General features: G+C 72.5%; 21 protein-coding genes. 17 read left to right on the top strand and 4 right to left on the bottom strand.

What is annotated here, in order from left to right:
* Position 1: 1 nt before the first annotated feature.
* Positions 2-775 carry an ABC transporter ATP-binding protein gene (locus VF746_13720; GenBank protein HEX8693475.1) on the top strand — a complete coding sequence of 258 codons (774 nt, stop codon included), beginning with the start codon at positions 2-4 and terminating at the stop codon, positions 773-775.
* Positions 772-2,400, top strand: coding sequence for a putative ABC exporter domain-containing protein (locus VF746_13715; GenBank protein HEX8693474.1), 1,629 nt, complete (start codon positions 772-774; stop codon positions 2,398-2,400). The genes VF746_13720 and VF746_13715 overlap by 4 nt, the downstream gene beginning before the upstream one ends.
* A 152-nt stretch (positions 2,401-2,552) precedes the next feature.
* Here the strand turns inward: VF746_13715 and VF746_13710 are convergent, their stop codons facing one another.
* Positions 2,553-3,161: an ArsR family transcriptional regulator gene (locus VF746_13710; GenBank protein ID HEX8693473.1), complete on the bottom strand. Its 609-nt coding sequence runs from the start codon at positions 3,159-3,161 to the stop codon at positions 2,553-2,555.
* A 251-nt stretch (positions 3,162-3,412) separates the two neighbouring features.
* Here VF746_13710 and VF746_13705 point away from each other — a divergent pair, with 251 nt between their 5' ends.
* From VF746_13705 to VF746_13690, 4 genes are read left to right on the top strand one after another with little or no spacing between them, the layout of a single operon-like run.
* Positions 3,413-3,973 (top strand): MSMEG_3727 family PQQ-associated protein, encoded by a 561-nt coding sequence (locus tag VF746_13705; protein HEX8693472.1) that lies wholly within the window; start codon positions 3,413-3,415, stop codon positions 3,971-3,973.
* 13 nt (positions 3,974-3,986) lie between these two features.
* Positions 3,987-5,738: a PQQ-dependent dehydrogenase, methanol/ethanol family gene (locus VF746_13700; protein HEX8693471.1), complete on the top strand. Its 1,752-nt coding sequence runs from the start codon at positions 3,987-3,989 to the stop codon at positions 5,736-5,738.
* A 50-nt stretch (positions 5,739-5,788) separates the two neighbouring features.
* Positions 5,789-6,289: a DUF2231 domain-containing protein gene (locus VF746_13695; protein HEX8693470.1), complete on the top strand. Its 501-nt coding sequence runs from the start codon at positions 5,789-5,791 to the stop codon at positions 6,287-6,289.
* A 23-nt stretch (positions 6,290-6,312) separates the two neighbouring features.
* Positions 6,313-7,041, top strand: coding sequence for an NAD(P)H-binding protein (locus VF746_13690; protein ID HEX8693469.1), 729 nt, complete (start codon positions 6,313-6,315; stop codon positions 7,039-7,041).
* A gap of 87 nt (positions 7,042-7,128) precedes the next feature.
* Here VF746_13690 and VF746_13685 read toward each other — a convergent pair whose 3' ends face one another.
* The gene (locus VF746_13685; GenBank protein HEX8693468.1) at positions 7,129-7,371 is read right to left on the bottom strand and encodes a hypothetical protein; all 243 of its coding nucleotides are present in this window, start codon (positions 7,369-7,371) and stop codon (positions 7,129-7,131) included.
* Positions 7,372-7,582: 211 nt separating this feature from the next.
* On the opposite strand from VF746_13685, the gene VF746_13680 reads away from it, so the two are divergent.
* From VF746_13680 to VF746_13670, 3 genes are all read left to right on the top strand, one after another.
* Positions 7,583-8,350, top strand: coding sequence for a phosphatase PAP2 family protein (locus VF746_13680; protein HEX8693467.1), 768 nt, complete (start codon positions 7,583-7,585; stop codon positions 8,348-8,350).
* 493 nt (positions 8,351-8,843) lie between these two features.
* The gene (locus VF746_13675) at positions 8,844-9,386 is read left to right on the top strand and encodes a hypothetical protein (protein HEX8693466.1); all 543 of its coding nucleotides are present in this window, start codon (positions 8,844-8,846) and stop codon (positions 9,384-9,386) included.
* Between the two features lie 3 nt (positions 9,387-9,389).
* Positions 9,390-11,084: an SPFH domain-containing protein gene (locus VF746_13670; GenBank protein HEX8693465.1), complete on the top strand. Its 1,695-nt coding sequence runs from the start codon at positions 9,390-9,392 to the stop codon at positions 11,082-11,084.
* A gap of 181 nt (positions 11,085-11,265) precedes the next feature.
* Here the strand turns inward: VF746_13670 and VF746_13665 are convergent, their stop codons facing one another.
* Both VF746_13665 and VF746_13660 read right to left on the bottom strand, forming a co-directional pair.
* Complete coding sequence (locus VF746_13665; protein ID HEX8693464.1) at positions 11,266-11,616, bottom strand: helix-turn-helix domain-containing protein; 351 nt, start codon at positions 11,614-11,616, stop codon at positions 11,266-11,268.
* 89 nt (positions 11,617-11,705) lie between these two features.
* Complete coding sequence (locus VF746_13660) at positions 11,706-16,931, bottom strand: DUF3320 domain-containing protein (GenBank protein ID HEX8693463.1); 5,226 nt, start codon at positions 16,929-16,931, stop codon at positions 11,706-11,708.
* Positions 16,932-17,600: 669 nt separating this feature from the next.
* On the opposite strand from VF746_13660, the gene VF746_13655 reads away from it, so the two are divergent.
* The 8 genes from VF746_13655 (at position 17,601) to VF746_13620 (ending at position 25,950) form a co-directional block, all read left to right on the top strand.
* Positions 17,601-19,202: an Ig-like domain-containing protein gene (locus VF746_13655; protein ID HEX8693462.1), complete on the top strand. Its 1,602-nt coding sequence runs from the start codon at positions 17,601-17,603 to the stop codon at positions 19,200-19,202.
* A 42-nt stretch (positions 19,203-19,244) separates the two neighbouring features.
* Entirely contained in the window at positions 19,245-19,670 is a 426-nt protein-coding gene (locus VF746_13650; GenBank protein HEX8693461.1) for a plastocyanin/azurin family copper-binding protein, read from the top strand.
* A 111-nt stretch (positions 19,671-19,781) separates the two neighbouring features.
* Positions 19,782-20,864, top strand: a complete 1,083-nt coding sequence (locus tag VF746_13645; protein ID HEX8693460.1) for a cupredoxin family copper-binding protein — start codon at positions 19,782-19,784, stop codon at positions 20,862-20,864.
* On the top strand, positions 20,861-21,247 hold the full coding sequence (locus VF746_13640; GenBank protein HEX8693459.1) for a plastocyanin/azurin family copper-binding protein: 387 nt from the start codon (positions 20,861-20,863) through the stop codon (positions 21,245-21,247). Before VF746_13645 ends, VF746_13640 begins: the two co-directional genes overlap by 4 nt.
* A 218-nt stretch (positions 21,248-21,465) precedes the next feature.
* Positions 21,466-21,843 carry a type II toxin-antitoxin system RelE/ParE family toxin gene (locus tag VF746_13635; protein HEX8693458.1) on the top strand — a complete coding sequence of 126 codons (378 nt, stop codon included), beginning with the start codon at positions 21,466-21,468 and terminating at the stop codon, positions 21,841-21,843.
* Positions 21,840-22,193, top strand: a complete 354-nt coding sequence (locus VF746_13630; GenBank protein HEX8693457.1) for a helix-turn-helix transcriptional regulator — start codon at positions 21,840-21,842, stop codon at positions 22,191-22,193. Before VF746_13635 ends, VF746_13630 begins: the two co-directional genes overlap by 4 nt.
* A 301-nt stretch (positions 22,194-22,494) precedes the next feature.
* Entirely contained in the window at positions 22,495-25,431 is a 2,937-nt protein-coding gene (locus VF746_13625) for a GMC family oxidoreductase (GenBank protein ID HEX8693456.1), read from the top strand.
* Between the two features lie 12 nt (positions 25,432-25,443).
* Positions 25,444-25,950, top strand: a complete 507-nt coding sequence (locus VF746_13620) for a hypothetical protein (protein ID HEX8693455.1) — start codon at positions 25,444-25,446, stop codon at positions 25,948-25,950.
* Positions 25,951-26,276: the final 326 nt, after the last annotated feature.

Genomic DNA, 26,276 nt, shown 5'->3' with positions numbered 1-26,276 from the left:
CGTGACGCGGAGCGAGGGGCCGCCCGCGCTGGAGGTGGACGGCTTCTCCAAGAGCTACGACGGCTTCGTGGCGGTGGACCGGCTGAGCTTCGCGGTGCGCGGCGGCGAGATCGCGGGGCTGGTGGGGCCGAACGGGGCCGGGAAGACGACGACGCTGCGCGCGATCGCCGGCATCCACCCGCCCGGCGCGGGGGCGATCCGCGTGGCCGGGCGCGACGTGGTGCGCGAGGGCCGGGAGGCCAGGCGGCGCCTGGCGCTGGTCCCCGACGAGCCGCACCTCTTCAACTCGCTCACCGTGTGGGAGCACCTGGAGTTCACCGCGCGAGTCTACGGCGTGGCCGACTGGCGCCGCCCGGCCGCGGCGCTGCTGGACGAGCTGGAGATGGCGGAGCGCCGCGACTCCCTGGCCGACGAGCTGTCGCGCGGGATGCGGCAGAAGGTGGCCGTGGCCTGCGCGCTCCTGCACGACCCGGCGGTGCTGCTGCTGGACGAGCCGCTCACCGGGCTGGACCCGCGCGGCATCCGCACCCTGTACGACACGCTGCGCCGCCGGGCCGCCGCGGGCGCGGCCGTGGTGCTCAGCTCCCACCTGCTGGGGCAGATCGAGGGCCTGTGCGGCACCTTCCTGGTGCTGCGGCAGGGGCGGCTCCTCTTCCACGGCAGCACCGGCGAGATGCGCGCCGCCTTCGGGTGGGAGGACAGCGCCTCGCTGGAGGAGCTGTTCTTCCGCCTCACCGAGGGGCCGGGCGCGTCCCCGCCGGTCGCCGCGCCGTGAACTCCGGGCTCGCCTTCCTGCTGCGCCGCGGGCTGAGGGGGAAGCTGCGGCAGGGGCTGCGGCGCATGCGCACGGTGAAGGGCGCCGTCGCGATGATCGCCGCGGTGGTGTTCATGGTGGGGATCGCGGCGCTGCAGTTCTGGTCGCTCTCGCTGGGGGCGGCGCTCCCCGCCCCGCGTGGCGCGGTGGTGGCGTACGCGCCGCCGATGCTGATGCTGCTGGCGGTGGTCTCGGCCATGAGCGGCCGCGCGCTCTACTTCACCCCCTCGGAGGTGGACTTCCTCTTCCCGGCGCCGGTCGGGCGGCGCGAACTGCTGCTGTACAACCTGCTGGCGCGGCTCGACGTGCAGCTCTTCTCCGCGCTCTGGGTGTCGCTCTTCCTGCTGCGCCACGCGCGCCACTGGGGAGCCGCGGTGGCCGCCACGGTGCTGGGGTTCGCCTTCATCTACGTGGCCGCGCAGGCGCTGGCGCTCGCGGCCACGGCGGCGGACGGGTGGGTGCCCCCGCGGGCGCGCAGGCCCGTGCGCTGGGCTGTGCTCGCGCTCGCCCTGGCCGGCGCCCTGGCCGGGCTGGCGGGCGCGGGGTCGGGCGCCACGCCGGGGCAGCGGCTGCGGGCGCTGTCGGAGACGCCCGTGCTGCGCGCCGCCTCGCTCCCCGCGCGCCCGTTCGCGGAGCTGTTCGCCGCCGCAGGGTGGGCCCAGGCGCTGCCGTGGGCGGCCGCCTCCCTGGGGGTGATCGCCGCGGTGGTCGTCCTGGTCCTGGCAGTGGACGTGGCGTACCTGGAGCGCTCGCTGGCCGTGAGCCGCCGGCGGCACGAGCGGCTGCAGCGGATGCGCTCCGGCGGCGGGATCCACGCCGGGGCGCGGCCGTCGCGGCTGCGGATCCGCGTCCCCCGGCTGGGCGGGCTGGGCGGCGCGGGGGCGCTGGCGTGGCGGCAGCTCACCGAGCTGGCGCGCACCCCCAGGGCGCTGCTGGTGCCGCTCTTCGTGGGCTCCCTCTGGGCGGGGAGCATCTTCTTCGCGGCGCGCGACAGCGGCGACCGGAGCGGCGGGCTCACGATGATCCTCGTCGTCACCCTGCTCCTGCCGGCGATGTTCTCGGGTCACGTGACCTTCGACTTCCGCCGCGACCTGGACCGCATGGCGCTGCTGCGCTCGCTGCCGCTCTCGCCCGCGCAGGTGGCGGCGGGGCAGGTGCTGCCGGTGGCGCTGGTGTTCTCCGCCATGCAGTACCTGGTGGTGGTGGCCGCGCTGGCGCTGGGGCTGGTGAGCGTCGGCCCGCTCCTGCTGGCCGTGGCGCTGGCGATCCCGCCCTACACCTGGGCCACCATGGCGGTGGAGAACGGCCTCTTCCTGCTGATGCCCTACCGCGTGGTGCCCGGCGAGGACCAGCGGATGCAGTTCATGGGAAAGGTGATGCTGGCGCTCTTCCTCAAGCTGATCGTCGTCGGCCTCCTGGTGGGGCTGGCGCTGCTGGCGGGCTGGGCTGCGGCCGCGGCGACGGGGGCGAGGGCGGCGGGGCTGGCCGCCGGGGTGCTGGTGATGGTGGGCGGCTGCATCCCGCTCACCTGGCTGGTGGGCCGCGCGTTCGCCGCGTTCGACGTGGCGCGGGACACGCCGGCGTAGGAGAAGTGCGTGAGTGCGTGAGTGCGTGAGTGCGTGAGTGCGAAAGTGCGAAAGCGCGGGCCGGGAGGCGACCTCCCGGCCCGTTCGATTGGCTGCCCGCGAGCTTCGACTCGACGCGTCGGCCGGATCGGGAGGCTCCCGCGGGCTCGTCGTCAGCCGGTGGTCGGTTGCGAGCGGATCCTGAAGCGGCAGCTCGGACGTCCCCGCACGTCGCAGTCGGCGCGCACGGGAAGGCCGGTGAACTCCGTCAGCGTCGCCTCAAGCGCCGTGCACGCCAGCGGGTGCTCGGGGACGATCGCGGCCAGCGGGCAGCACCGCCCCCGGATCACCAGCTCGGCCCCTCCTTCCTCCACGTAGCCGGCTCCGCCGAGGTCGCCCAGCAGCCGCACGGCCTCCTCGGCGCGGGCGCGCGCGCTCCCCCGCGGCCGGTCCGGCGGCGCCAGCCCGCTCCCCGCCGCGCGGAGCAGCCGCTCGGTCTCCTCCGGGTCCAGCCGCGAACGCACCCCTTCCAGCACGCGCAGCAGGAACGGCAGGTACGCCCGCGAGAGGAGCGCTTCCCCCGCGGGCGTCAGGCGGTACTCGTGCGCGGGCTTTCCCACGCCCCCGCGCAACGTCTCGTGCTGCACCAGGCCATCTACCTCCAGCGCGTGCAGGTGCACGCGGACCGCGCTCTCGCTGATCCCCAGCGCGTCGGCGAGCTCGCCCACGCGCCGGTTCGCCGCGCAGAGCAGCACGAGGATCTCCCTGCGCGAGCCGTTCATGAGGCGCCCAGCCCGATCATCGTCCGCTCCCGGATCCGGCGACGCTCCAACACGATGTCCGTCGACACGGAAAGCTGTGCAATCGTTGGACCTTTCCGGGGCCCGCGGGCGTCCCGGGACCACCCGAGTCAGCGCCGGCTCTCCGCAATATTACAACTATATCATTGGCATATTTATTGAAGGCGCAGCGCGCCCTGTCCTCGGGTCGCTCCCCGGGCCGCCGGGCACCCTTCCTCGTGAGGTTTGGAACCATGAAAGCCCACTGGTTCCGGCTCTTCGTGCCGCTCGCCCTGTTCACCTTCCTCTCGTCGTGCGAGTACGTGAAGCTGCTGAGGCCCAGCGTGCTCAAGCAGCTCAACCCCGACGTGGTGCGCCTGGTCAACGAGCTCCCCGCGGTGGACGACCCCAACGGGCGCGTGGTGGCCCGGCTGTTCGCCCACGGCGGCCTCTCGCACGCGAAGCGGGGGCGCGACGGGGTGTACCGCGACGAGATCACCATCCCCAAGAACCAGTTCATCTGGCGCCCGGCCATCATCCGCATCCCGCAGGGCGGCGAGCTGGAGCTGGAGGTCCACAACACCGACCAGAACCTCCACGCCATCTTCGCCCCCAGCGTCCCCGAGCGGCAGGCGATGATGCTCCCCATGCACACCGCGGGGCGGGTACGGATCCGGCTCGACCAGCCGGGCCTGTACTGGTTCGGCTGCCCGATCTCCAACCACGCCGGGCGCGGGATGCTGGGGCTGATCATGGTGGGCGGCGAGGTGCCGCCCGAGGCGAAGCTCGACCGTCCGCGCCAGCGCCGGCCCTGAGGGAGGGAGAGCCATGACCACGCATGCTGCGACCAATCTGCGCCTGGCGTCCGCCGTCGCCCTCGCGGTGCTCCTCCTCCCGGCGTGCGGAGTGCGCACCCGCTACCCGATCACCCAGCAGGCCCGGCCGTTCTCGGACATGAACGAGGCCAAGGCGGGCTCGGCCCCGCCGGTGGCGCAGGGGGTCACCTCCGAGCGCATCGCGCGGGCCCGCTCCGAGCCGCAGAACTGGCTCACCTACTACGGCGCCTACGACGGGCAGCGGTACAGCCCGCTGGACCAGATCAACACCGGCAACGTGGCGCGGCTCAGGCCCGCCTGGGTCTTCCAGACCGGGGTGATCGGCCTGGTCGCCAACCCCGCCACCTACTCGTTCGAGGCCGCCCCGATCGTGGTGGACGGGGTGATGTACGTCTCCGGGTGGGACGGCTACGTGTGGGCGCTGGACGCCGCCAGCGGCCGGCTCCTCTGGCAGTACCGCCACCCGATCCCGCTGGACGTGCCGCTCTGCTGCGGCAACGTCAACCGCGGGGTGGCGGTGGCGCAGGGGAGGGTGTTCGTGGCCACCCAGAACGGCCAGCTCGTGGCGCTGGACGCCGCGAACGGGCGGCCGGTGTGGCAGCAGACCTTCGTGGACGTGCGCGCCGGCGAGAGCGCCACGCTGGCGCCGCTGGTGGTGAAGAACCTGGTGATCGTCGGCAGCTCGGGGGCCGAGTACGGGGTGCGCGGGCACATCGACGCCTTCGACCTGCGCACCGGCGCGCGGGTCTGGCGGCGCTACAACGTGCCGAAGCCCGGCGAGCCCGGCGCCGACACCTGGGGCGGCGACCAGAGCTGGGCGCGCGGCGGGGGGACGGCGTGGATCACGGGCACCTACGACCCCGAGCTGGACCTCGTCTACTGGGGAGTCGGCAACCCGGGCCCGGACTTCGACGGGAGCGTGCGGCCGGGGAACAACCTCTACACCAGCGGGATGGTGGCCATCGACCCCGACGACGGGTCGCTGCGCTGGCACTACCAGTGGACGCCGCACGACGTGTGGGACTACGACGGCGTCAACGAGAACATCCTGTTCGAGCAGGAGGGGCGGAAGCTGCTGGCCCACTTCGACAAGAACGGGCACCTCTTCGTCCTGGACCGCACCAACGGCCAGTTCGTGCGCGCCGTCCCCTACGGCCGCGTCACCTGGGGCGCCATCGACGCCCAGGGGAGGGTGGCGGTGCAGCGGACGCCCACGCCGGAGGGCGTGCACATCTGCCCCGGCCCGGCGGGGCTCAAGGAGTGGCCGCACGCCGCCTACAGCCCGCGGACGGGCCTGCTCTACACCCCGGTGGTGGAGGCGTGCGGCACCTTCAAGCTGAAGCCCACCGAGTTCGAGGAGAGCATGCCCTACTGGGGCGGCGAGGTGGCGCTCGACCAGGAGCAGTGGGGGCACGTGAAGGCGTTCGACCCCGCGACGGGGCGGGAGGTGTGGTCGTGGCGCGCCGAGCACCCGATCCTCTCCTCCGTGCTGGCGACCGCGGGGGACCTGGTCTTCGCCGGGGAGCCCAACGGGAACTTCCACGCCTTCGACGCGCGCAGCGGGCGCGTGCTGTGGACCTTCCAGACCGGCAGCGGCATCCACAGCAACCCGGTCACCTACAGCGTGAACGGCAGGCAGTACGTGGCGGTGCCCACCGGCTGGGGCGGCTGGGTGGAGGGGTACGCGCCGGAGATGTACGGCGCCCCGCGCGGGAACGCGCTGATCGTGTTCGCGCTGCCGTAGGGGAAAGTGCGTGAGTGCGTGAGTACGGAACGGCGGAAAGGAGGGGAGCGATGGAGGCACGCGTGAAGGTGCTCGGGCACCCGGTGCACCAGATGCTGATCGTGCTGCCGCTGGGGACGCTCACGGGCGCGGTGCTCTTCGACCTCTGCCACGTGGCGGAAGGAAGCGGGCAGTGGGCCCTGGTCTCCTTCTGGCTGATCGCGCTCGGCGTGCTGAGCGGGCTGCTGGCGGCGGTCTTCGGCTTCGCGGACTGGACCAAGATCCCCGCCGGGACGCGCGCGAAGCGGGTGGGGGCGCTGCACGGGGCGGGCAACGTCATTGTGGTGACGCTCTTCGCGCTCAGCTGGCTGCTGCGGCGCGACGCGCCCACCGACCCGGAGACGCTCGCCATCGCGCTCTCGCTGGCCGGCGGCGGGCTGTCGATGGTGACCGGGTGGCTGGGCGGCGAACTGGTGGACCGGATGGGCGTGGGGGTGGACGACGGCGCCAACCTGGACGCGCCCAGCTCGCTCTCGCGCCGCCCGGCGCACGGGGGCGCGGCGGGCGACTGAGCCGTCGGGGCGGGGAGGGTCGGATGAAGGGTGACGGTCCCGTCCTGGTGATCGGCGCCACGCAGGGGACGGGTCGGCTGGTCGCCGACCTGCTCCTGCGCGAAGGCACGCCCGTCCGCGTCCTCGCGCGCACGCCCGAGAAGGCGCGGGAGATCTTCGGCGGCGCGGTCGAAGTGGTGCAGGGCGACCTCACGAAGCCGGAGACCCTCGCCCCCGCCCTCCGCGGCGCGAGCGGCGTCGTGCTGACCGCGGGGGTGACGAAGCGCCCGGCGCCCGAGCGGCTGGTGAAGTCCACCGAGTACGACGGCACGCTCAACGTGCTGCGGGCCGCCCGCGCGACCAGCTTCCGCGGGCGGCTCGTCTACATGGGCGCCATCGGCACCACGCGCTGGTCGGTACTCGCCTTCCTGCTGAACCTGATCAAGGGCAACACGCTGAAGTGGCGGCGCCGCGCCGAGGAGGAGATCCGCCGGAGCTGGCTCGACTACACCATCGTGCACGCCGGCATCCTGGCCGACGGCCCGGCCGGGAAGCACGCCCTGATGGTCACCCGGCGGCGCCTGCCGATGCGGCCCTGGTACCGCCTCGGCCGCGAGGACGCGGCGGAGGTCATCGTCCACGCCCTGCGCGAGCCGCGCGCCCGCAACGCCACCCTGGACGTGGTGTGGAAGCGCGGCGAGCCCACCCGCGACTGGTCCTCGCTCTTCCGCGACGCCGCGTCCGACCCGTCGGCGGAGACCTCCTCCGCGTGACCCAGGCGTTACGAAACGCGCGACGCGGCGGGGAGCCGGAAGGACTCCCCGCCGCGCCGTCTCGGCGTCGACCGGACCCGCCGCCCGCTACGAGTTCGGGTCGGGCTCGGTGTAGCCGCCGCTGTAGCCGCCGTTCCTCCCGCGGATCCACTCGACCAGCTTGAACGCGCCCCACACCAGCAGCACCAGCGGGAGCACGGTGAAGAGGAGGATCTTGCCCAGCCACGCCGCGACGAACAGGACCTTCAGGGCCACGTTCAGGGCCACCAGGGCCACGATCACCAGCACGATCCACTTGAGGATCGTCTCGAACTTGCTTCTCTCAGGCATGTTGCGCTCCCGGAGCAGAGACGTGAAACGGTTTTCGCCGAGCGAGGGGCAGGTCTACGGGAGGGTCCGCGGGGAAGTTTCAGGGATGGAAGTGCGTGAGTGCGGAAGTGCGTGAGTGCGCGAGTGGAGGCACGAAGTACGAGGCGCGGAGACGATGAGGGCCGGTCCTCTTCTTGCCCGGGGCGCGGCGGAAGCATGGGACCGGAGGGGCATGAGCTACGACGCGGGACCGGATCGCGGAGGAGAGGGGCGGCGCGGAGCGCTGCTGATCGCGGGCGTGCGGCGCACGGCCCGGCGCTTCCGCGAAGACTGGCGGGCGCTCCCCGACGCGGCGCGGCGGCGCTTCCTCTGGACGCTCGCCATCGGGCTGGGCGTCTCGGCGGGGGTGATGCTGGGCCTCTGCTTCGTTACGCGAGGGCTGGAGGAGGAGGGCCGGCTGGCGTGGGAGGGCGTGCTGCTGCGCCGGCTCGACCGCTCCGACGCCATGAGCTTCAGCACGGCGCTCTGGGCCGAGTCTCCGGGAAACTCCGTCTTCATGATCCCGGTGGTGCTCGCGGCGGCGCTGGTCTGCGTGTGGCTGCGGCGGCCGCTGCGCGCGCTGGCCGTGCTCGCCGCGTTCTTCATGCTGGACCTGGTGGTGCTGCTGGGGTGGCTCGCGTGGAGCCGCGCGCGCCCCGTGGCCGTCGCGGGCGGCATCGCCTCGCCGGGGTTCCACTCCTTCCCGTCTGGCCACGTGGCGCAGATCGTGGCGGCCTACGGCTTCTTCGTCTACCTGTGGCTGCGCGCCAGCCGCAGTTTCTGGGAACAGACGCTGGCCGTGGCGCTCTTCCTGGGCGTGCTGGGCTCCGTCGCCCTCGCGCGCCTGCGGCTCGGCAGCCACTGGCCCTCCGACATCCTGGCCGGCGCGGCGGTCGGCGCGCTCTGGCTCGCCGTGGTCACCGCCGCCCTCCGGCGGGCGGAGGACGCAGGCGGACGGTAGGGCTTCGCTTCGCGCTTCGCACCGGCCGTCGAGGCCGCCGAGCAGGCCGCTTCCTGACGGCGCAGTCTCGGGAGAAAACGACGAGCCCCGCGGACGACGAGCTCGTGGGGCTCTCGTCTGCCGGATTCGAGCTGGCTGTTCCCTGTCCCCTGCAGTTCGCGTGAGGGATGCGCGCCCGACAGGGCCGGGACGCCGCCGCCACAGGGGGTATCGTGGCGGCGGTGGCCCGGCGCCGTTGGGCACGGTCGTATCGTGCCCTACGGCGCGCGCAGCCCGGCCCCCTTCAGGGGGACACGCCCAGGTCCGCCGTTACAGCAGTTTCGTCCGGATGTTTTCTGCCAAGCCTTTGCACAATCGTGAGTTGCCGCGAAACTGACGGCGGCTTTCCCCGTAGTGCGCTGTGGTTGACAGGGAGTGCGGACGCGGCGAGATTCCGGGCGCCTGGCGTTCCCCCTCCCGCGCGTCCGCTCCCCTCCCACCTCTTCCCGGGATCGTGAGCACCTTCTTCTTCGTCTGCGCCGTCGCCGGCGGGGCCATCCTGGTGATCCAGCTCCTGCTGGGGCTGGCGGGGATGGACCACCACCACTGGTTCGACCTCAACCTGGACGTGCACGCGGGCGAGGCGCTCAACCTGCTCTCCCTGCGCGCGCTGGCGGCCGGTCTCGCCTTCTTCGGGCTGATCGGGATGCTGGTGCTCTCGACCGGGGGCGCGGGCGTTCTGGCCCTTCCCGCGGCGCTCCTGGTGGGCGGGACGGCGGCGACGCTGGTCGCGGCGGCCCAGCGGCAGCTGCGCAGGCTGGAGCGCGACGGCACGGTACGGCTGGAGCGCGCGGTGGGCGAGGCCGCCACCGTCTACCTGAGCATCCCCGGCGGGATGGCCCGGCCCGGCAAGGTCCACGTGGCGCTCCAGGGGCGCACGGTGGAGCTGCAGGCCGTCTCGGAGCAGTCCCTTCCCACCGGCGCCCAGGTGGTGGTGGTCGACGTGGTCGGCCCCGACACCGTGGAGGTGGCGCCCTCCCTTTCAATGGAGGTCTGAACCATGTTCGTCGCCAGCCTGGCCCTGCTCCAGGTGACTCCGGACGCGCTGCTGGGGAGCACGGTGCTCCTGGCCGTGGTCCTGGTCCTGGGGTTCGTCTTCTTCCTCTCCAGCCGCTACCGGCGCTGCCCGGCCAACCGGGTGCTGGTGGTCTCGGGGATGGTGGGCGGCGGCAACGCGGCCAAGTGCATCTCCGGGGGCGGCACCTTCGTGTGGCCGATCATCCAGGAGTACGACTACCTGAGCCTGGAGCCGATCCAGATCGACATCCCGCTCAAGGACGCGCTCTCCTTCGAGAACATCCGCGTCTCCGTGCCCAGCGTGTTCACGGTGGCCGTCGGCACCGAGGAGGCCGTGCGGCAGAACGCGGCGGTCCGCCTGCTCAAGCTCGACCAGGCGCAGATCAAGCGGCAGGCGCAGGACATCATCTTCGGCCAGCTCCGGCAGGTGATCGCCTCCATGCGCATCGAGGAGATCAACCGCGACCGCGAGGCGTTCCTGCACAACATCCTGACCTCGCTGGAGCCCGAGCTGAAGAAGATCGGCCTGGTGCTGCTGAACGTGAACATCACCGACATCAACGACGAGTCGGGGTACATCGAGGCGATCGGGCGCAAGGCGGCGGCCGAGGCGGTGCAGAAGGCGCGCGGCGACGTGGCCGACCAGGAGAAGATGGGCGAGATCCGCGTGGCCGAGGCGGAGCGCGAGAAGCAGGTGCAGGTGGCCAGCGCCAACAAGGAGATGGAGATCGGCATCCGCGAGGCGCAGCGCGAGCAGGCGGTGCGGGTGGCCGAGCTGGAGAAGGAGCAGAAGGTCGGCGAGCAGACGGCCGCCTACGAGCGCGAGGCGCAGGTGAAGGAGGCCGAGCAGAAGAAGCGCATCTCCGTGGCGAGCGCCGAGGCCAAGGCGATCGCGGGGGAGGCGCAGAGCCAGGCGCAGATCGTGGCCACCAACGCGCAGCTGCAGGTGCGCCAGGCCGAGGCGTACGAGATCGGCGAGAAGCGCAAGCGCGAGGCGGAGGCCGCGGTGCTGGAGGCGCAGAACCGGGCCATGGCGAAGGCGGCCCTCGCCGAGGCCGAGCGGGTGGAGGCGGAGCGGCGCGCCGCGCTGGAGGCGCCGGCCAAGGCCGAGAAGGCCCGCACCATCGTGGAGGCCGAGGCCGAGGCGGAGAAGAGGCGCATCCACGCGCTGGCCGAGGCCGCGGCGACCTACGCCAGGCTGGAGGCGGAGGCGCGCGGCCAGTACGAGATCCTGGCCAAGAAGGGCGAGGGCCTCAAGCGGATCGTGGAGGCGTGCGGCGGGTCGAAGGAGGCGTTCCAGCTCCTGATGCTGGAGCACCTGGACACGCTGGCGGAGACGGCGGCCACGGCCATCTCGAACATCAAGTTCGACAAGGTGGTGGTGTGGGACGGCGGCACGGGCCAGGGCACCGGCAACTTCCTGCAGAACCTGGTGCGCACGCTGCCGCCGATGATGCAGGTGGTGCGCGAGATCGGCGGGGTGGAGCTCCCGGAGTTCCTGGGCCGCCTGTCGCCCGAGCCCGGCGAGGACCAGGCGGCGGACGAGGTGCAGCGCGCGCTGACCTCGCCGCCCGCCCCGCCCTCGCCCGACGACCGCGAGCGCGAGGTCCCCGCCACCGGTACTGAGCGCCGCGGCGTGGGCACGGGCGCCACGGAGGGCGCGCGGCCGGCGCAGTAAGCCAGTCGCCGGATCGGCGACTGTCGGTCGGGACGAAGCACGGCGCCCCGGGGAGCGATCCCCGGGGCGCCGTTCTATCGTCCCGCGGGCGGGAGAGGGCGAATGAATTCACCGCTACAACTGCGCAAAGTCCGCCTTCGCGGACTCCCACGCGGAGATCGATGCTGACCAACAGCGTCGCTCAAGTAGGCATGCCGAGATTAATCCGCAGCCAGATTCGGGTAAGTGGCGCGATATCACCCGCGACCAAGAGGTCGATGGGACGCCGTCCGCCAAGGGACGGAACCTCACGGGTCAGCCAATCGCGAGCCGCGTAAGGGTAAATGGCGTCCAGCAACTCGATCTGGAATTCGTGGAGCTCTTCGATGCGGCTGATGTGGGCGGCGTCAGGCTGAGACTCGCCGGTGCGCCAGCGGTTGAGCGTGCTCTCGTCGGTGCCAAGCGCGCTCGCGATCTGAGCATAGGTGAGTCCTAGCTTCTCGTGCGCTTCCTCGATGTAGTGCAGTTGGGGAGCAAATGGCTTGGCGTTCATAGGTACTCTCTAGCTGTCGCGGTAGAGTATCTATGTTACGTCTACTTTGTCCACTGTGCAAGTCCCATCACCGATGCGAGGATCGGGGATCACTCCCGCAGGCAGATGCCGGTGCTGGCCTCGCCGGCGGTGCCGTCGGCGAGGAGGGCGTCGATGGCGGCGCCGATGGCCTCGTCCAGCCGCGCGCCGGTGCGGCTGAAGCCCAGAAGCGCGCGGACGCGGTTCGTCAGCTCCTTGCGGGGGACGGGGCCGGTGGCGCGCAGCACCATCAGCACCGCCTCGCGGTACTCCTCGGGCGGGATGCGCTCGGCCGGTATGCCCGTGCCCGCGCGCGTGCGCACGGCCAGGGTGCCTTCGGCGTTCCAGACCCACTCGCCGCGGCGCTGGAGCCTGCCCGCCTGCTCCAGCGACCGCAGCGAGTACTCGATGCGTCCCTGCACGCGGTTGCCCACGCGCGCCAGCCCCCACATCGCCCCCACGCGCGCGACCAGCTCCTCCACGTGGATCGGGGCCTCGGCGGCGACCACGTCTTCGATGGCCCTCAGCAGCAGCGCGGGCGGGGCGGAAAGGATGTCCGTCCCGGCGTGGCGCGCGCTGTCGTCCGCCCGCCGGTACGGCTGCGCCGCGAGCGGCACCGGCGGCGGCGCGGCGGCTTCGTCCGCTGGAGGCGACGCGGCGGGCGGCACGGCGGAGGGTGTTTCCGCTTCCACGGACGGGGCCGCGGTGAAGACGGGGACCCCGGCGTCGGGCGAGGGCGCGGCGGCTTCGATCCGCTCCGCGGTGGAGTCCGCCGGCGCGGAGGCGGCGGCTTCGGCCTGCTCGCGGGCGGCGGCCTGGACCGCGGCTTCCTTCTCCGCCGCCGTCTCCTCGCGGGCGCGGCGGCGGGAGTCTACCACCAGGCGGAGGAGGCGCTCGACCTGGCCCTCGCGGTCCTTGAACCAGTCGGTGGACCAGACGCGGTGGATCTCCCACCCGCGCGCCTCCAGCACCTGCTGGCGCAGGCGGTCGCGGTCGCGCGCGGTCTCGGACGAGTGGTAGGCCACGCCGTCGCACTCGATGCCGCAGACGTAGCGGCCGGGGACCTCGTCGTCCACCACCGCCATGTCGATGCGGTAGCCGGCGACGCCCACCTGCGGCCTGAGCGCGAGCCCCCGCCGCGTCAGCTCCTGGAAGACCTCGCGCTCGAAGACGGACTCGGTGTCGGCCGCCGCGCTCGCCTCGGCGGCGTCCAGGCGGCCGCGCTCGGCGTAGAGGAGGAAGTCGCGCAGGAGGGCGGGGCCGCGCGAGGTGGCGTGCGTGGGGCTGATCTCGTCGCCCTTCATGGAGCTGAAGACCACCATCCGCCGCCGGGCGCGGGTGGTGAGCACGTTCAGGCGCCGCCAGCCGTTCTCGCCGTTGATCGGCCCGAAGTTGTAGCGCAGCCGCCCGTCGCGCCCCTTCGCGTAGGTGACGCTCAGCAGAATCACGTCGCGCTCGTCGCCCTGGATGTTCTCCAGGTTCTTAACGAAGAACGGCTCCGTCTTCTCGCGCGAGAAGAACGGCTCCAGCGACGGGTCTTCGCGGCGGCGCGCCTCCAGCTCGTCCTGGATGGCCAGCTGCTGGCGCAGGTTGAAGGTGCCGACGCCGAGACTCAACTCGGGATACTCCTTCGCGTGGCGGACGACGGCGTCGACCACGCGGCGCGCCTCGACCAGGTTGAGCCCCTTCCCCTCGTACACGCCGTCGGGGACGTACTCGAAGACGAGGCCCTCGGCGTGGCTGTCGGTCTCCACACTGGGGAAGGTGTGCAGGTCGGCGTCGTAGAAGGAGACGTTGGAGAAGGTGATCAGCGACTCGTGCGTGCTGCGGTAGTGCCAGCGCAGCCGCGTCTTCGGCACGCCCGCGCCCAGGAACTCCTCCAGCACGCTCTCGGTGTCTTCGAAGAGCGGGGTGCCGTCGTCGGCGAGCGGGGCGGCCTCCTGCCCGGCCATCACCGCGAAGAAGTTGGTGGGCGGCAGCTGCTTGGGGTCGCCGACGACCACCAGCCGCTCGCCGCGGACGATGGCGCCCACCGCGTCTTCGGAGGGAAGCTGGCTGGCCTCGTCGAAGATCACCACGTCGAAGCCCGGCCGGCCGCCCTCCAGGAGCTGCGCCACGGTGAGCGGGCTCATCATGAAGCACGGCTTGATGGCGCGGATGGCGGCGCCCGACGTCTGCAGCGTCCGGCGGAGCGGGGCGTGCCGCCGCTCGCGCGCCATCTCGCGCTGCAGGAAGGGCATGCCGGCCTTGGCCTCGTCGGCGCGCAGCCGGGCCTGCACCTCGTCGCGGAGCCGGGCGACCAGGGCGTCGCGGTTCTCCTTCAGCACCTCCGCGTCCAGCCGGCGGAACTCCTCCACGCGCTGCTCGTGCGTCATCGTCGCGAACTGGCGCAGGGGCTCGCGCTCCTGCACGGCGGCGCTCACCCACTTCTGGTGGAAGGCGCGGCGGAAGGCGCGCGGCAGGTCGGCGAACGCCACCTCGCCGGAGAAGGCGGGGGCCAGCAGCTCGGCCGCCAGCCCGGCGGCCGCCTTCTGCCGCACCAGCTCGAACGCCGCCCAGCGCGGGGCCTGCGAGAGCCCTTCCTCCAGCTCGCGCGCGCGGACCTCGACCTCCGCCAGCGGCGCTCCTGCGAGGTACGTCGCCGGAAACCCAGCGAGCGTGCGCAGCCCGGCGAGCGAGCGGTCCACGCGCTCCACCGCCTGTCCGAGCGACGTGGCGAGCGACACGTCGGGCGCGGCGGCGGCGGCCAGCTCGGCGGCGCGGTCGGCCAGGCGGTGGGCGACGCAGAGGCCGCGGAACTCCACCACCCAGCGCACGTAGCCGTCCAGCGCCTCCCAGTCGCTGGCCTCGCCGAACCAGAGGGCGCCGAAGAGGTGCCGCCCGACCGCCTCGCGCCCGCCCAGCCAGTGGCGCTCGCGGCGCAGCTCGCCCACGCGCTTCATCTCCTCGGCCTGCTCGGCCAGCGAGGCACGGTAGCCGGGGCGGCGGTAGGAGAGCCAGCGCTGCTTCGTGGACCGATACCGTCCGCTCAGGAAGTTGAGGAAGCGGAGGAAGCCGCTCTCCTTCCCCACGATGTAGGCGATGTCGGCGGCGTGGTCGTGCCCGAGCGCCTCGTCGGTGAAGCGCTCGCCGACGCGCGCGCGCAGCCCGGCCAGGCGGCGGCCGTGCTCGACGAGCTCCAGCGCCTCGCGCGGCGGGGCGTTCCAGGCGTCGCTCTTGAGGATGGCGAGCGGGGCGCCGGGGGAGCGGCGCATCACCCCGGCCACGTGGACGGCCGTGCGCGCGTCGCTCGCGGTGCGCACGGGCGGGAGGCCGTACGCGGTGGAGATCTCGCCGCCGAGACGAATCGTCTCGACGACGGCGGAGCGCAGGCCGGAGAGGAGCGCGCGGGCGTCCTCCAGCTCGTCCTCCGTCCACAGGGTGCGCGTGGAGTCGCGCCAGGGGTGGCGCGCGGGGTCGCCGGTCTCGGCGGCGGCCTTCGCCAGGTCCTCCAGACCGCGGACCGTGTCCTCGAACTGCTCGCGCGTGACGCCGCCGACCGGCTTCTCCAGCTTCAGGCGGGGCGCGTCGCGCAGCGCCAGCAGCTCGCCGAAGCCGCGGTAGGGGGCGAAGCCGGCGGCGCCGTAGGGGGTGTGCACGGCGTCGGCGTAGGCGGTGAGCTCGTCGCGCACGCCGGGGAGCCGCGCGGCGGCCGACTCGCCCGGCCTGGGACGCTGCAGCGAGGCGTCGAGCGAGCGGGCGATCTCCTTCACCACCGCGCGCTTGTTGGCCTTGGTGGAGTGCAGCTCCAGGCAGAAGTCGCCGAGCCCGGCGCGCACCAGGCGGTCGTGCACCACCTGCAGCGCGGCCATCTTCTCGGCCACGAAGAGGACGGACTGCCCGCTGGCGAGCGCCTGGGCGATCAGGTTGGTGATGGTCTGCGACTTCCCCGTCCCCGGCGGCCCCTCGAGCACCAGGTCGTGCCGGCGCGAGACGGCGGCGATGGCGCGCAGCTGGCTGGAGTCGGCGTCCACCACCTGCGCGGTGCGCTCGGGCGGGAACTCGGCGTCGAGCTCCATCGCGCGCACCTCGTCGGGGAGGCCCACCACCGCCTCGCCCTTGCGGGTGACGAGCTGGCGGACCAGCCGGTGCGCGGCGAAGGCGGCCCCGTTGGCCTCCAGGTCCTTGTACATCACGAACTTCTGGAAGGCGAACAGCCCCAGGTAGATCTCCGTGGTCACCCGCCAGCCGGGCTGGTTGGCGACCGCCGCGGTGACGGCGGCGAAGAACTGCTGCAGGTCGTAGTCGTCGGCGATGGTGCTGGGGTCGGGGATGTCGGGGAGGACGACGCCGAAGTTCTGCCGGAGGTACTCGGCCAGCGTGGGGTTGACGATCGGGTCGTCGTCGGTGGCGGCGACGGTGTAGCCGGCCGCGGCGGACCTGCGCGTGAGCACGACGGGGAGGAGGAGGAGCGGCGCGCGGTAGACTTCGCCGGCGTCCTTCGCGTCGCGGTAGTGCAGCATCCCCAGCGCCAGGAAGAGCGCGTTGACGCCCTGCTCCTCGATGGTCTCGCGCGCCTGCTCGTCGATCCTGCGGAGCGACCTGTCGAGCTGCTCCGGCGCGGCGCCGGTCTGCAGCGTGTCGTCGCGGTGCCGCTCGTCGAGCCTGGCCGCCTCGTACGGCGCGAACGCGGCGGCGGACGGCTCCGCGTCCTCCTCCATGGCCTCGAACACGTCCTCCCCGGCCGCCGCGGGCGTCGAGGCGGCCTGACCCTCCGCGGGCGAAAGCACCGGCGCCGCCTCGGTCGTGGACGCCGTCGTCACGTCCGAGGCGCCGAGGGTTGACTCCGCCGGGGCTGCCGCCGCGTCGCTCGCCGCCGCTTCGGGACCTGCCGGAGAAGGAGACGACGCACCCCCCGCCTCCGCCCCGGCCGGACCGGCGGAGCGGGCGTTCATCTGCATCATCTCGCCCACCATCGAGCTTCCCCCTGCGGTGCGCGGCGCCTCTTCCCCGCCCGGCGCGGCCGTTTCCCCCGCGTCGCCCGATCCCGCCCCGGCTCCTTCCGCCGGCTGCTCGGCGGCGGCGCGGAAGCGCATCGGCTTCTCCTGGAGGTAGAGGCGGCGGAAGACCTCGGCCGGCTGCTCGTCGACGACGGCCACGGTGGAGACCTTCGTCACGCGGAAGTTGAGCGCGCGGTTGCGCTTGCTCAGGTCGAGCAGCTTGCTCCGCCAGTGGCCGAGCGCCGCTGCGATGCGCTGCTCGTCGGACGTCGCGGGCTCGGACGGGGCGGGCGGGACGGCGCCCTCGGGTGTGCTCATGCGGCGAGGCTCACGCGCGGGAAGCTTAGGGGTCGGGGACGGGGCGCCGGACGGGGCGCGGACGGATGTTTTAGCGACGGGGGCGGGGCGGGACAAGGGTGACGGAGGGCAGGGGGGACAGGGGCGGCTGAAGCCGCGGCAACGACGGCAGGAAGCCTCGCCTGGCGGTGGTGCGGGGGCAGGCACGGTGCGGCGAGGCTCCGGATTCGACAGCGCGGCAGTGTATCGCGGTGAGTCACCGTGTCGGGAGGCGGGACAGGATGTAGCGCCGTGAGACACCGGGGAGGGGGTCCCGCGACGCGTCGAAATGGGCGCCGACGCACCGCAAACATCTGATTGGCAAGGGGTTTCAACTTGTTTAAACATCCGCACCTGCACGCGGTATCGGTCCTGCCTTCCAGTGGCGGTGAAAGCGACAGACCGGGCCAGCGAGCCGCCCGACCCGGGGTGGGAAGGAAAGGCTTGCACGACTCTCCGGCGACTGAGGCTCGCTGGCCCACCAGGCTTGATCCCACCGGGGAGCCCCGAACGGCACGTGCGGGCGATCCCCGGCGGAAATCCACCGAAACGGATTCGCTCCGTCATCTCCCGGCGGCCGATCTCCCTCGTTCGCCAGCGAGCGAAGGTCTCGTCCCACGGGTGATCATCTCTCCGGTTCGAGAGGGCGTCATGTCCAGCATCACCATCCGCCTGGCTCCGGCCGGGCTCACGCACCACGCAGGAGGCAGGATGCGGTACCGGCAGTACCTGGCGGTCGCGCTCGCGGCGACGATCGCGGCGGCGTGCGGCGGAGGCGGCGCGGCCTCCGGCGGCACCCCCACGGAGACCACCCCCCCGGCGAACGGCGGCGGCACCCTGGCGTCGCTCGCGCTCTCGCCCACCAGCGGCACGGTTCCCGTCGGCGGCAGCTTCCAGCTCACGGCGACGCCGAAGGACGCCGCGGGGAACGCGCTCAGCGGCCTCCCGGCGCCCACCTTCGTGTCGTCGGACCCGGCGAAGGCCACGGTCGACGGCAACGGCCTGGTGACGGGGCTGGCGGCGGGCGCCGTCACCATCCGCGCCACGCTGACCGCGGGAGGGGCGACCCACACCGCCACGGCGGACCTCACGGTCACGGCGCCGCCGCCGCCGCCGCCCTCGGCCACCTTCACCTCGCTCACGCTCTCGCCCGACGCGGGCTCGGTGAACGTGGGAGGAACGCTCCAGCTCACCGCCACCCCGCGCGACCAGAACGGCGCCGCGATGGCGGGGCTCCCCGCGCCGACCTTCAGCACCAGCGACGCCTCGCGCGCGACGGTGGACGCGTCGGGCGTGGTGCGCGGCGTGGCGGCGGGCGCGGTGACGATCACGGCGTCGCTCACGGCGGGCGGCGTCACCCGGCAGGCGGCGGCGAGCGTCACGGTGGTCGCGCCTCCCGCCCCGCCCGCGCCCAGCACCGCCGCGGTCGCGGCCCGGCGCAGCGGGTACTCGCCGCCGGCGGTCACCATCGCGGTGGGCGGGACGGTCACCTGGACGATGGTGGACGACGACCACACGGTGACCTTCTACACCATCGCGCCCGACGGGGGGAGCGCCGGCCGCACCGAGGAGGGCACCTCGGTCAGCCGCAAGTTCAGCCAGCCGGGGACGTACGCCTACCACTGCACGCGCCACGAGATCCAGGGTACCGTCGAGGTGAAGGCGGGCGGCGACACTCCCCAGCAGCCCCCCACCTACACCTCGCTCACGGTGAGCCCGTCCAGCGGCTCGGTGCAGGTGGGCGCCACGCTGCAGCTGGCCGCCACGCCGCGCGACCAGTACGGCGCGGCCATGAGCGGGCTGGGAAGCGCGCAGTGGTCGTCGTCGAGCTCGGCGGTCGCCACCGTCAGCGCGTCGGGGCTGGTGACCGGCGTGGCGGCGGGGACGGCGACCATCACCGCCACGCTGGCCTCGGGCGGGACCACGAAGACGGCCACGGCGACCATCACCGTCACCACCACCACGGCGCCGCCCCCGCCCCCGCCGCCGCCGGGGAACAGCACGGCCACCGTCACCACGCCGGGCGAGAGCTTCAGCCCGCAGACGGTGACGATCGCGGCGGGCGGGACCGTGACGTGGCAGATCTCGGGCGCCACGCACAACGTGACCTTCTCGGGCGCGGCGCCCACGGGCGGCAGCATCCCCGACACGCGCTCGGGGACCTCGGTGAGCCGGACGTTCCCCACCGCGGGGACCTACAACTACCAGTGCACCCGGCACAGCGGGATGACTGGCCAGGTGGTCGTGCAGTAGCGCGCGGCCTCGCAAACCACCCCTGAAACGAGAGGCAGTACGATGAGCAGGAAGATCGCGATGGGTCTGGCCGCGGGCGCGCTCGCCCTGGCCGCGATGGGCGCCCGCAGCGGGCTGGAGGCGGCCACGCCCCCCGCCACGCACGAGGTGAAGATGATCATGGAGGGGCAGACGGCCCGCTTCGAGCCGGCGAACCTGACCATCCACGCGGGCGACCGCATCCGCTTCGTGAACGTGTCGGGCGGCCCGCACAACGTGTCGTTCGACCCCGCCAAGGTGCCCGACGACGTGGAGCGGGTGCTGGCGGCGGCGATGCCGAACCAGCTGCAGCCGCTCTGGGGCGCGCTGGTGACCGAGCCCAACGGGGCCTACGTGGTCTCCTTCGCGGGCGTGAAGGCTGGCCGCTACGAGTTCTTCTGCATGCCCCACATGGCGATGGGGATGAAGGGCACCATTACCGTTCAGTGACGTAAAGTGCCCAGTCCCCAGTGCCCAGTGCCCAGGAACTGCACGGTTTCTTCCTGGGCACTGGGCACTAGGCACTGGGCACTGATGTTTACCCCAGCCTGGAGCCAGACCGTGCCGAGATTCGTCCGCGCCGTGTGCGCCGCAGCCCTCGCGGCCGGGGCGCTCGCAGCACCCGCGCGCGCCCAGTCGCTGCTCGACCGCTCGCCCAACCTGAACGGGGGGTGGGTGGGGAGCAGCGGACAGCTGTACTTCCACTTCATCCACCGCTTCATCGCCAGCGACGCGCCGCAGCGGAAGGTGACCAACTTCCCCACCTTCACCGTGGCCGCGGGGCTGCCGATGCGGACGCTGGTGGGGTTCCACTACTCCACCAACTCCACGCTGGCGCCGGGCTTCCCCAACGAGTGGGAGTTCTTCCTGCGCCACGCGCTCTTCCAGCAGGACCGCGGCGCGCCGCTGGACCTGGGCGGGATGGTGGCCTACAACCTGGCCTCGGACGGGGTGGACGGCGAGGTGAGCCTGGCGCGGCGCGAGGGGCCGGTGCGGGTGGTGGCCGCCGGCCGCGTGCTGGCCGACGCCGACTCGGCCGGGCAGACGCGCTTCGCGCTCGCCGGGGGCGCCACGGTGCGCATCTCGCGCTACTTCGCGCTGGCCGGCGACGTGGCCCAGCTCACCGACCGGCACGAGGGCGAGCAGATGGCGTGGAGCGCGGGGCTGCACCTGGCGATCCCGCACACGCCGCACACGCTCTCGATCCAGGCCACCAACACCACGGTCTACACCCTCCAGGGCGTCTCGAAGGGCGACGACGTGGTGCGCTACGGCTTCGAGTTCACCATCCCGCTCACGCTGCAGCGCTGGTTCGGCCGCGGCGCGGCGGCCGCGCCCGCGGCCCCGCCCCCGCCGCCGGCCGCGCCGCAGGAGGGCGGGGTGGCGCCCACGGGGAAGGTGGAGAAGGCGGGGATGCGCAACCTGGCCTTCGTGCCGGCGCGCATCGAGATCGAGGCCGGCACCACGGTGGAGTGGACCAACAACGACCCGCTGGCGCACACGGTGACGGCCGACGACAACTCGTTCGACTCGGGGCTCGTCCAGAGCGGAGGGACGTGGCGCTACACCTTCACGCGCCCGGGGACCTACCCCTTCCACTGCACTCCGCACCCCTTCATGAAGGGCACGGTGGTGGTCCGATGAAAGCGCATTCGACCTACAGCTTCGCGTGCGCGGCGTTCGCGGCCCTGGTGGCGGCGTCGTCGCTGGCCGGGTGCTTCTCCGACCGCGGCGGCATCACCGCCACCGACGGCGAGGAGCTCTGCACGGGCACCCAGCCGGCCAACGTGGTGCGCATCTCCGACTTCCAGTTCTCGCCGGCGCAGGTCACCGTGGCGTCGGGACAGGAGGTGGTCTGGGTGAACTGCGGCCCCTCGCAGCACTCCAGCACGTCCGACGCGGACGTCTGGGACTCGAACGTGCTGCCGCGCTTCGCCGTCTTCCGCCGCACCTTCACGCAGGCCGGGAGCAACCCCTACCACTGCGAGCCGCACCCGTCCATGCGGGCGACGGTGGTGGTGCAGTAGGGCACGCGTCCGGAGAATGAACCGCAACGCCCCCGCCTTCGCCGGCGGGGGCGTTGCTTCGTTTTTCGGAGACGCATCCCTTGCAACCGACTGTCAGGAGTTGTACGTTTGTGTTTCCTCCGTCCGGATTCCTTCCGAGACGTACCCCTCCAGCCGACTTGCTTGATGTTAATCTATATGTTAACATATGCTTCCGGTCCCTTGCCGGGAGGCGCTTGATGCCGCGTCCTCCGGAATACGTCGGAGCCAGGTTCACGATCCAGTGCCTGGAGCTGGCGGACCGCTCCGATCCGGTGGGCGACTTCCTGGATGCACTGGAGCCAGGCGACCGACGGAAGCTCGACGTGATGTTCGAGATGCTGGGAGAGGCGGGACGCATCTCGAACGACACGAAGTTCAAGAAGCTCGCCGACCGCGACGAGATCTGGGAATTCAAGAGCTTCCAGATCCGCATCTACTGCTTCTTCACGCCGGACCGCCACGTGATGCTGGCGCACGCCGTGATCAAGAAGCAGGACAAGCACAGCCGCGCCGACCTGGAGCGGGCCGAAGAGCGCCGGCGCTGGTACTTCGACCAGAAAGGGTGGAGGCGATGAGGAACCGCGAGTGGACCGAGCGGCAGACCGCCACGCCGGAGGCGCGCCGCGAGTACGAGCAGGAACGCCTCGTCCTGTGGACCACCGAGCAGATCGCCGGGCTGATGGAGCAGGCCGGCGTCTCGCGCGCCGAGCTCGCGCGGATGCTGGGGACCAGCCGGGCGAACGTCACCGCCCTGCTGAGCGGCGCGCGCAACATGACGCTGCGCACTCTCGCGGAGGTCTGCCATGCGCTGGGCCGCCGCGCCGAGATCCGCCTGGAGCCGCTGGGTGAGCTGGGCGAATCCCCCGTGGAGGAGACTCCTCCGGCGAAGCCCCGCCGCGTGGCCGCACGGAGGCGGGCCGCTTAGAGCAGATGCCGCCGCTCTCCCGCGGAGCGGCGGCCCGCCCATCCGGACTCCTGATCCATCCCCGAACTTCCTCACCCGTGCGCCCACCCGCTGCCTGTCGGCCAGCGCGACGAGAGCCTTGACCGCCCGGATTCGACCCCTACAATTGACCTGAGAGGATTTCCGCGCCGCGGAGCCCTCCCCCTTCGGAAGTCCCCGCGCCCGCGGCCTCCGCCGCGCCGCGCCTCTTTCATTCCCCTCCCGTTCACCTTCACCGGCGGCCTTCCGGCGACCACTCCGCCGCGGGCCGGAGAGAGCTCCCATGAGCACCACCGAGACCCTCGCCGAGGCCAGAGTCCCCGTCCCCGCGCTCGCCGGGCTCCCGGGGCCCGACGCGCCGCTCCCGCTGGAGACGCTCACCGACCCCGAGCGGGCCCTGAAGCGCACGCTCCACCTGGCCGCCATGCTGTACTTCGCCCTGGCGGCGCTGGCGCTGCTGGGCGCGGTGGTCCCCGGCCCCTGGCGCGAGGCGCTCCGCCAGCCGCCCTGGGTGGACGCGGCCGCCGGGCGCGCCGCCGTGCTGATGCTGCTGTGCATGTACGCGGGCGGCGACCCGCGCCGGCGCGGCGGGCTGGCGCACGCGCTGGCGGCGGCGCTCATCGTATCCGCCGCCGCCGGGACGGCGTACGCCGTCGCGGGCGTGGCCGGCGCGGCGGCGCCGTGGGTGCTCGCGGCGTCGGTGACGCTCGACGTGCTGGTCGCCTCCCTGGTGCTCCAGGGGGCGCGCGCGGCCCGGGAGGCGCGCGCCAAGCAGGGCGCTCCCGATTGGCCGGACTGGACCCAGGGGCTCGAGGCGGGCGCCATCCGCGTCCCGCTGGTGCCGGTCGCGCTGGCCGGCGCCGCCCTCGCCGCGGCAGCCGCCGTGGGGCCGTTCACCGCCGGGCTGCGGCAGGTGTTCGCCGAGCCGCTGCTGGCCGCGCACGCGGCGGGGTGGGGGGCGGCCCTGGCGCTGGCGGCGCTTTACGTGGCCCACCGGCCGCGCCAGCGGCTCCCCGCCGCCAGCGTGGTGTCGGCCGGGCTGGTCCTCACCGCGCTGGCGGGGCTGCTGGCGCTCGTCCTCGCCGACCGTGGGGCCGTGGTCACCCTCCTGGGGTGGACGACGACCGTCGGCACGCTGATGTGGGTGACGGTCCTGGCCGAGGCGGCTCTCGCGATCGGGACCTGGCTGGTGAAGAACCACTGCTTCCGCCGCTGGCTGAAGCCCCGGTTCCTGAGCCCCGGGCAGTACCGCACGCTGATCGGGCTCTCCGACGTGCTGGTGCTGGGCCCCGAGCGCGCCGTCCCCGCGCCCGAGGTGGCCCGCAACGTCGACCAGTACGTCGCGAAGATCCGCACCAAGCGCAAGTGGGTGCAGCGCGCCGCGCTGGTGGCGATCCAGGCGCACCCGGTGCTCTACCTCAAGGCGCCGCTCTCCGAACTGGACCAGGAGGGGCGGCTGGACCACCTGAAGCGGCACTTCTTCGCCGACGTGCTCCTCCCGCTCCTTCCCGACGTCTTCCGGCGCCTGGTGCAGGCGGTGATCCGCATCGGCAAGCAGGTCACCTACGTGGGCTACTACAACGACCCGCGCGCCCACGCCACGGTGGGCTACCGGGTGTTCGAAGCCCGCCCGCGCGCCGAGGAGCTGCGCACGCTGGGGCTGCTGAAGCCCAGCGAGCCGAAGCTCCGCGTGCACCAGCCGGACGACGTGGGCCACGAGGTGGTGGACGCCGACATCTGCGTGATCGGCAGCGGGGCGGGGGGCGCGGTGCTGGCCTACCAGCTCGCCGGCATGGACCCCTCGGCGTCGGTGGTGGTGCTGGAGCGCGGGATGTACGTGCCGCCGAAGGAGTTCGTCCCCGACGAGGTGGAGATGATCGGGAAGCTGTACTCCGACGGCGCCTTCCAGCAGACCGAGGACTTCCGCTTCACGGTGCTGCAGGGGAGCTGCGTGGGCGGGAGCACGGTGATCAACAACGCGGTGTCGTTCGCCACCCCCGACCACGTGCTGCGGCGCTGGAACGAGGAGCTGCGCGCCGGGATCGACGCCGACGAGTACCGGCGCAGCACCGAGCAGGTGAAGGAGTGGCTGAAGATCCGCTCCCAGGACGAGGGCACGCCCTACAACCCGCACAACCGGCTCAACCCCTCGTTCCCGAAGTACCTGGAGGGCGTCGCGCGGCTGGGGCTCACGCCGGAGCAGCTGCGCACGGCCGCGGTGGACGCCAACATCGCCGGCTGCCTGGGGTGCGGCTACTGCAACATCGGCTGCCGCTACGGCGCCAAGCTCTCCATGCTGGAGACGGCGCTCCCCTGGGCGCAGCGCGACTTCGGCGCCGACCGGGTGCGCATCTTCTCCGAGGCCCCGGTGCAGCGGATCGCCACCGACGGCGCCGGCCGGGCCACCGAGGCCGTGGCGAAGCTCCCCGACGGGCGCACGCTGCGGGTGCGGGCCCGCAAGTTCGTGGTGGCGGCCGGCCCCATCGCCTCCAGCTACCTCCTCAAGCAGAGCCGGATCGGCGCCGGGCTCCCGGTGGGGCGCCACGTGAGCTTCAACCTGGGCGCGCCGTTCACCGCCGAGTTCGACGACCCGATGGACGCCTTCGACGGGCTGCAGATCTCGCACTTCGGCGTGCCGCGCCCCGAGCGCGGGTGGGTGTACGAGACCTGGTTCAACCCGCCCGTCTCGCAGGCGGTGAACATGCCCGGCTGGTTCGAGGACCACTACCACAACATGCGCGCCTACCGCCGGCTGATGGCGGTGGGGGTGCTGGTGGGCACCGAGCGCAACGGCAGCATCGGCGACGCGCTCACCGGCGGGGCGGCGGTGCACTACAGGCCCACCGACGGCGACCGGCGCAAGCTGGCCGACGCGCTGATGGAGCTGGGGCAGATCCTCTTCGCCGCGGGCGCGCGGAGGCTGATGCTGAACTCGTGGCGGTACCTGGAGTTCACGCACCCCAACATGCTGGCGCAGCTCCCGGCCGTCGCCCTCGACCCGTACGAGCTGACGCTGGGCACCGGGCACCCGCAGGGCGGCAACGCCGTCTCCCGCGACCCGTCGCTGGGGGTGGTGGACCCCGGCTTCCGCGTGCACGGCTACCAGAACCTGTTCGTCTGCGACGCGAGCGTGTTCCCCACCTCCACCACCGTGAACCCGCAGCTCACGGTGATGGCGCTGGCGCACTACGCCGCGCCGCGCATCCACGAGGCCCGCTAGAGGGAGGGCGCGATGCACACGGTCACTCCGCTGACGGTTGCGGCGGCGCTCCTCCTCTACGCGGGGCTGTTCGCCGCGATCCGCGTGATCAAGCCGCGCCTGGAGCCGGAGGAGCGCTCCACGGCGCTCCTGGTCGGCTCGGCGTGGGCGGTGTCGGTCTTCATCGCCAACTACCTGCTCTTCCGCGCGGGGGTGATGAGCTTCCTCCCCTGGGTGAACAACTTCCTGCACACCTTCGTGTGGATCGGCGTCTGCCTGACGTTCCTGTACCTGGGAGTGTGGCGCACGCAGCCGATGTGGCTCCAGTTCGTGCTCTTCGCCACCTTCAGCGTGGTGGTGAAGGTGTTCGAGCAGGTGCTCTTCGGCACCTGGGAGCACCCGAACTTCTTCGGCGTGTTCCAGGGGAACGCGGCGTACGTCGTCGGCTGGTCGCTGGCCGACGGGCTGTACCCGCCCATCACCTACTACGGCCTCAAGCTGCTCGGGAAACGGGTGCCGGCGATGCGGCCGGCGGTGTAGGGACAGGTATCGAAAAGCCTCGCGCGAAGACGCGGCGACACGGAGGACCTCGCTCTCCGTGTCGCCGCGTCTTTGCGTCTCCGCGTGATACCACTTCTTGAAATCGGCTGTGCATTCTTCACAACTTCCGCAACACCAGGAAGATGTCATCCTGAGGGAGCGTCCTCACGAGACTTTCCTCCGCATCATACCACGTTTCCGAGCATTGTTCTGGTTCGCGAGAAACAGATTGGCATCACACAGAGGACACGGAGGACACGGAGAGAACTTCAATCTCTCCGCTGTTCCTCTGTGTTCTCTGTGCCCTCTGTGTGAGACCTTTTCAG

It is taken from the genome of Longimicrobium sp., from assembly GCA_036389795.1.
GTDB lineage: Bacteria > Gemmatimonadota > Gemmatimonadetes > Longimicrobiales > Longimicrobiaceae > Longimicrobium.
The sequence above is the reverse complement of the archived record's forward strand: the minus strand, read 5'-3'. Positions and strand labels throughout refer to the sequence as shown.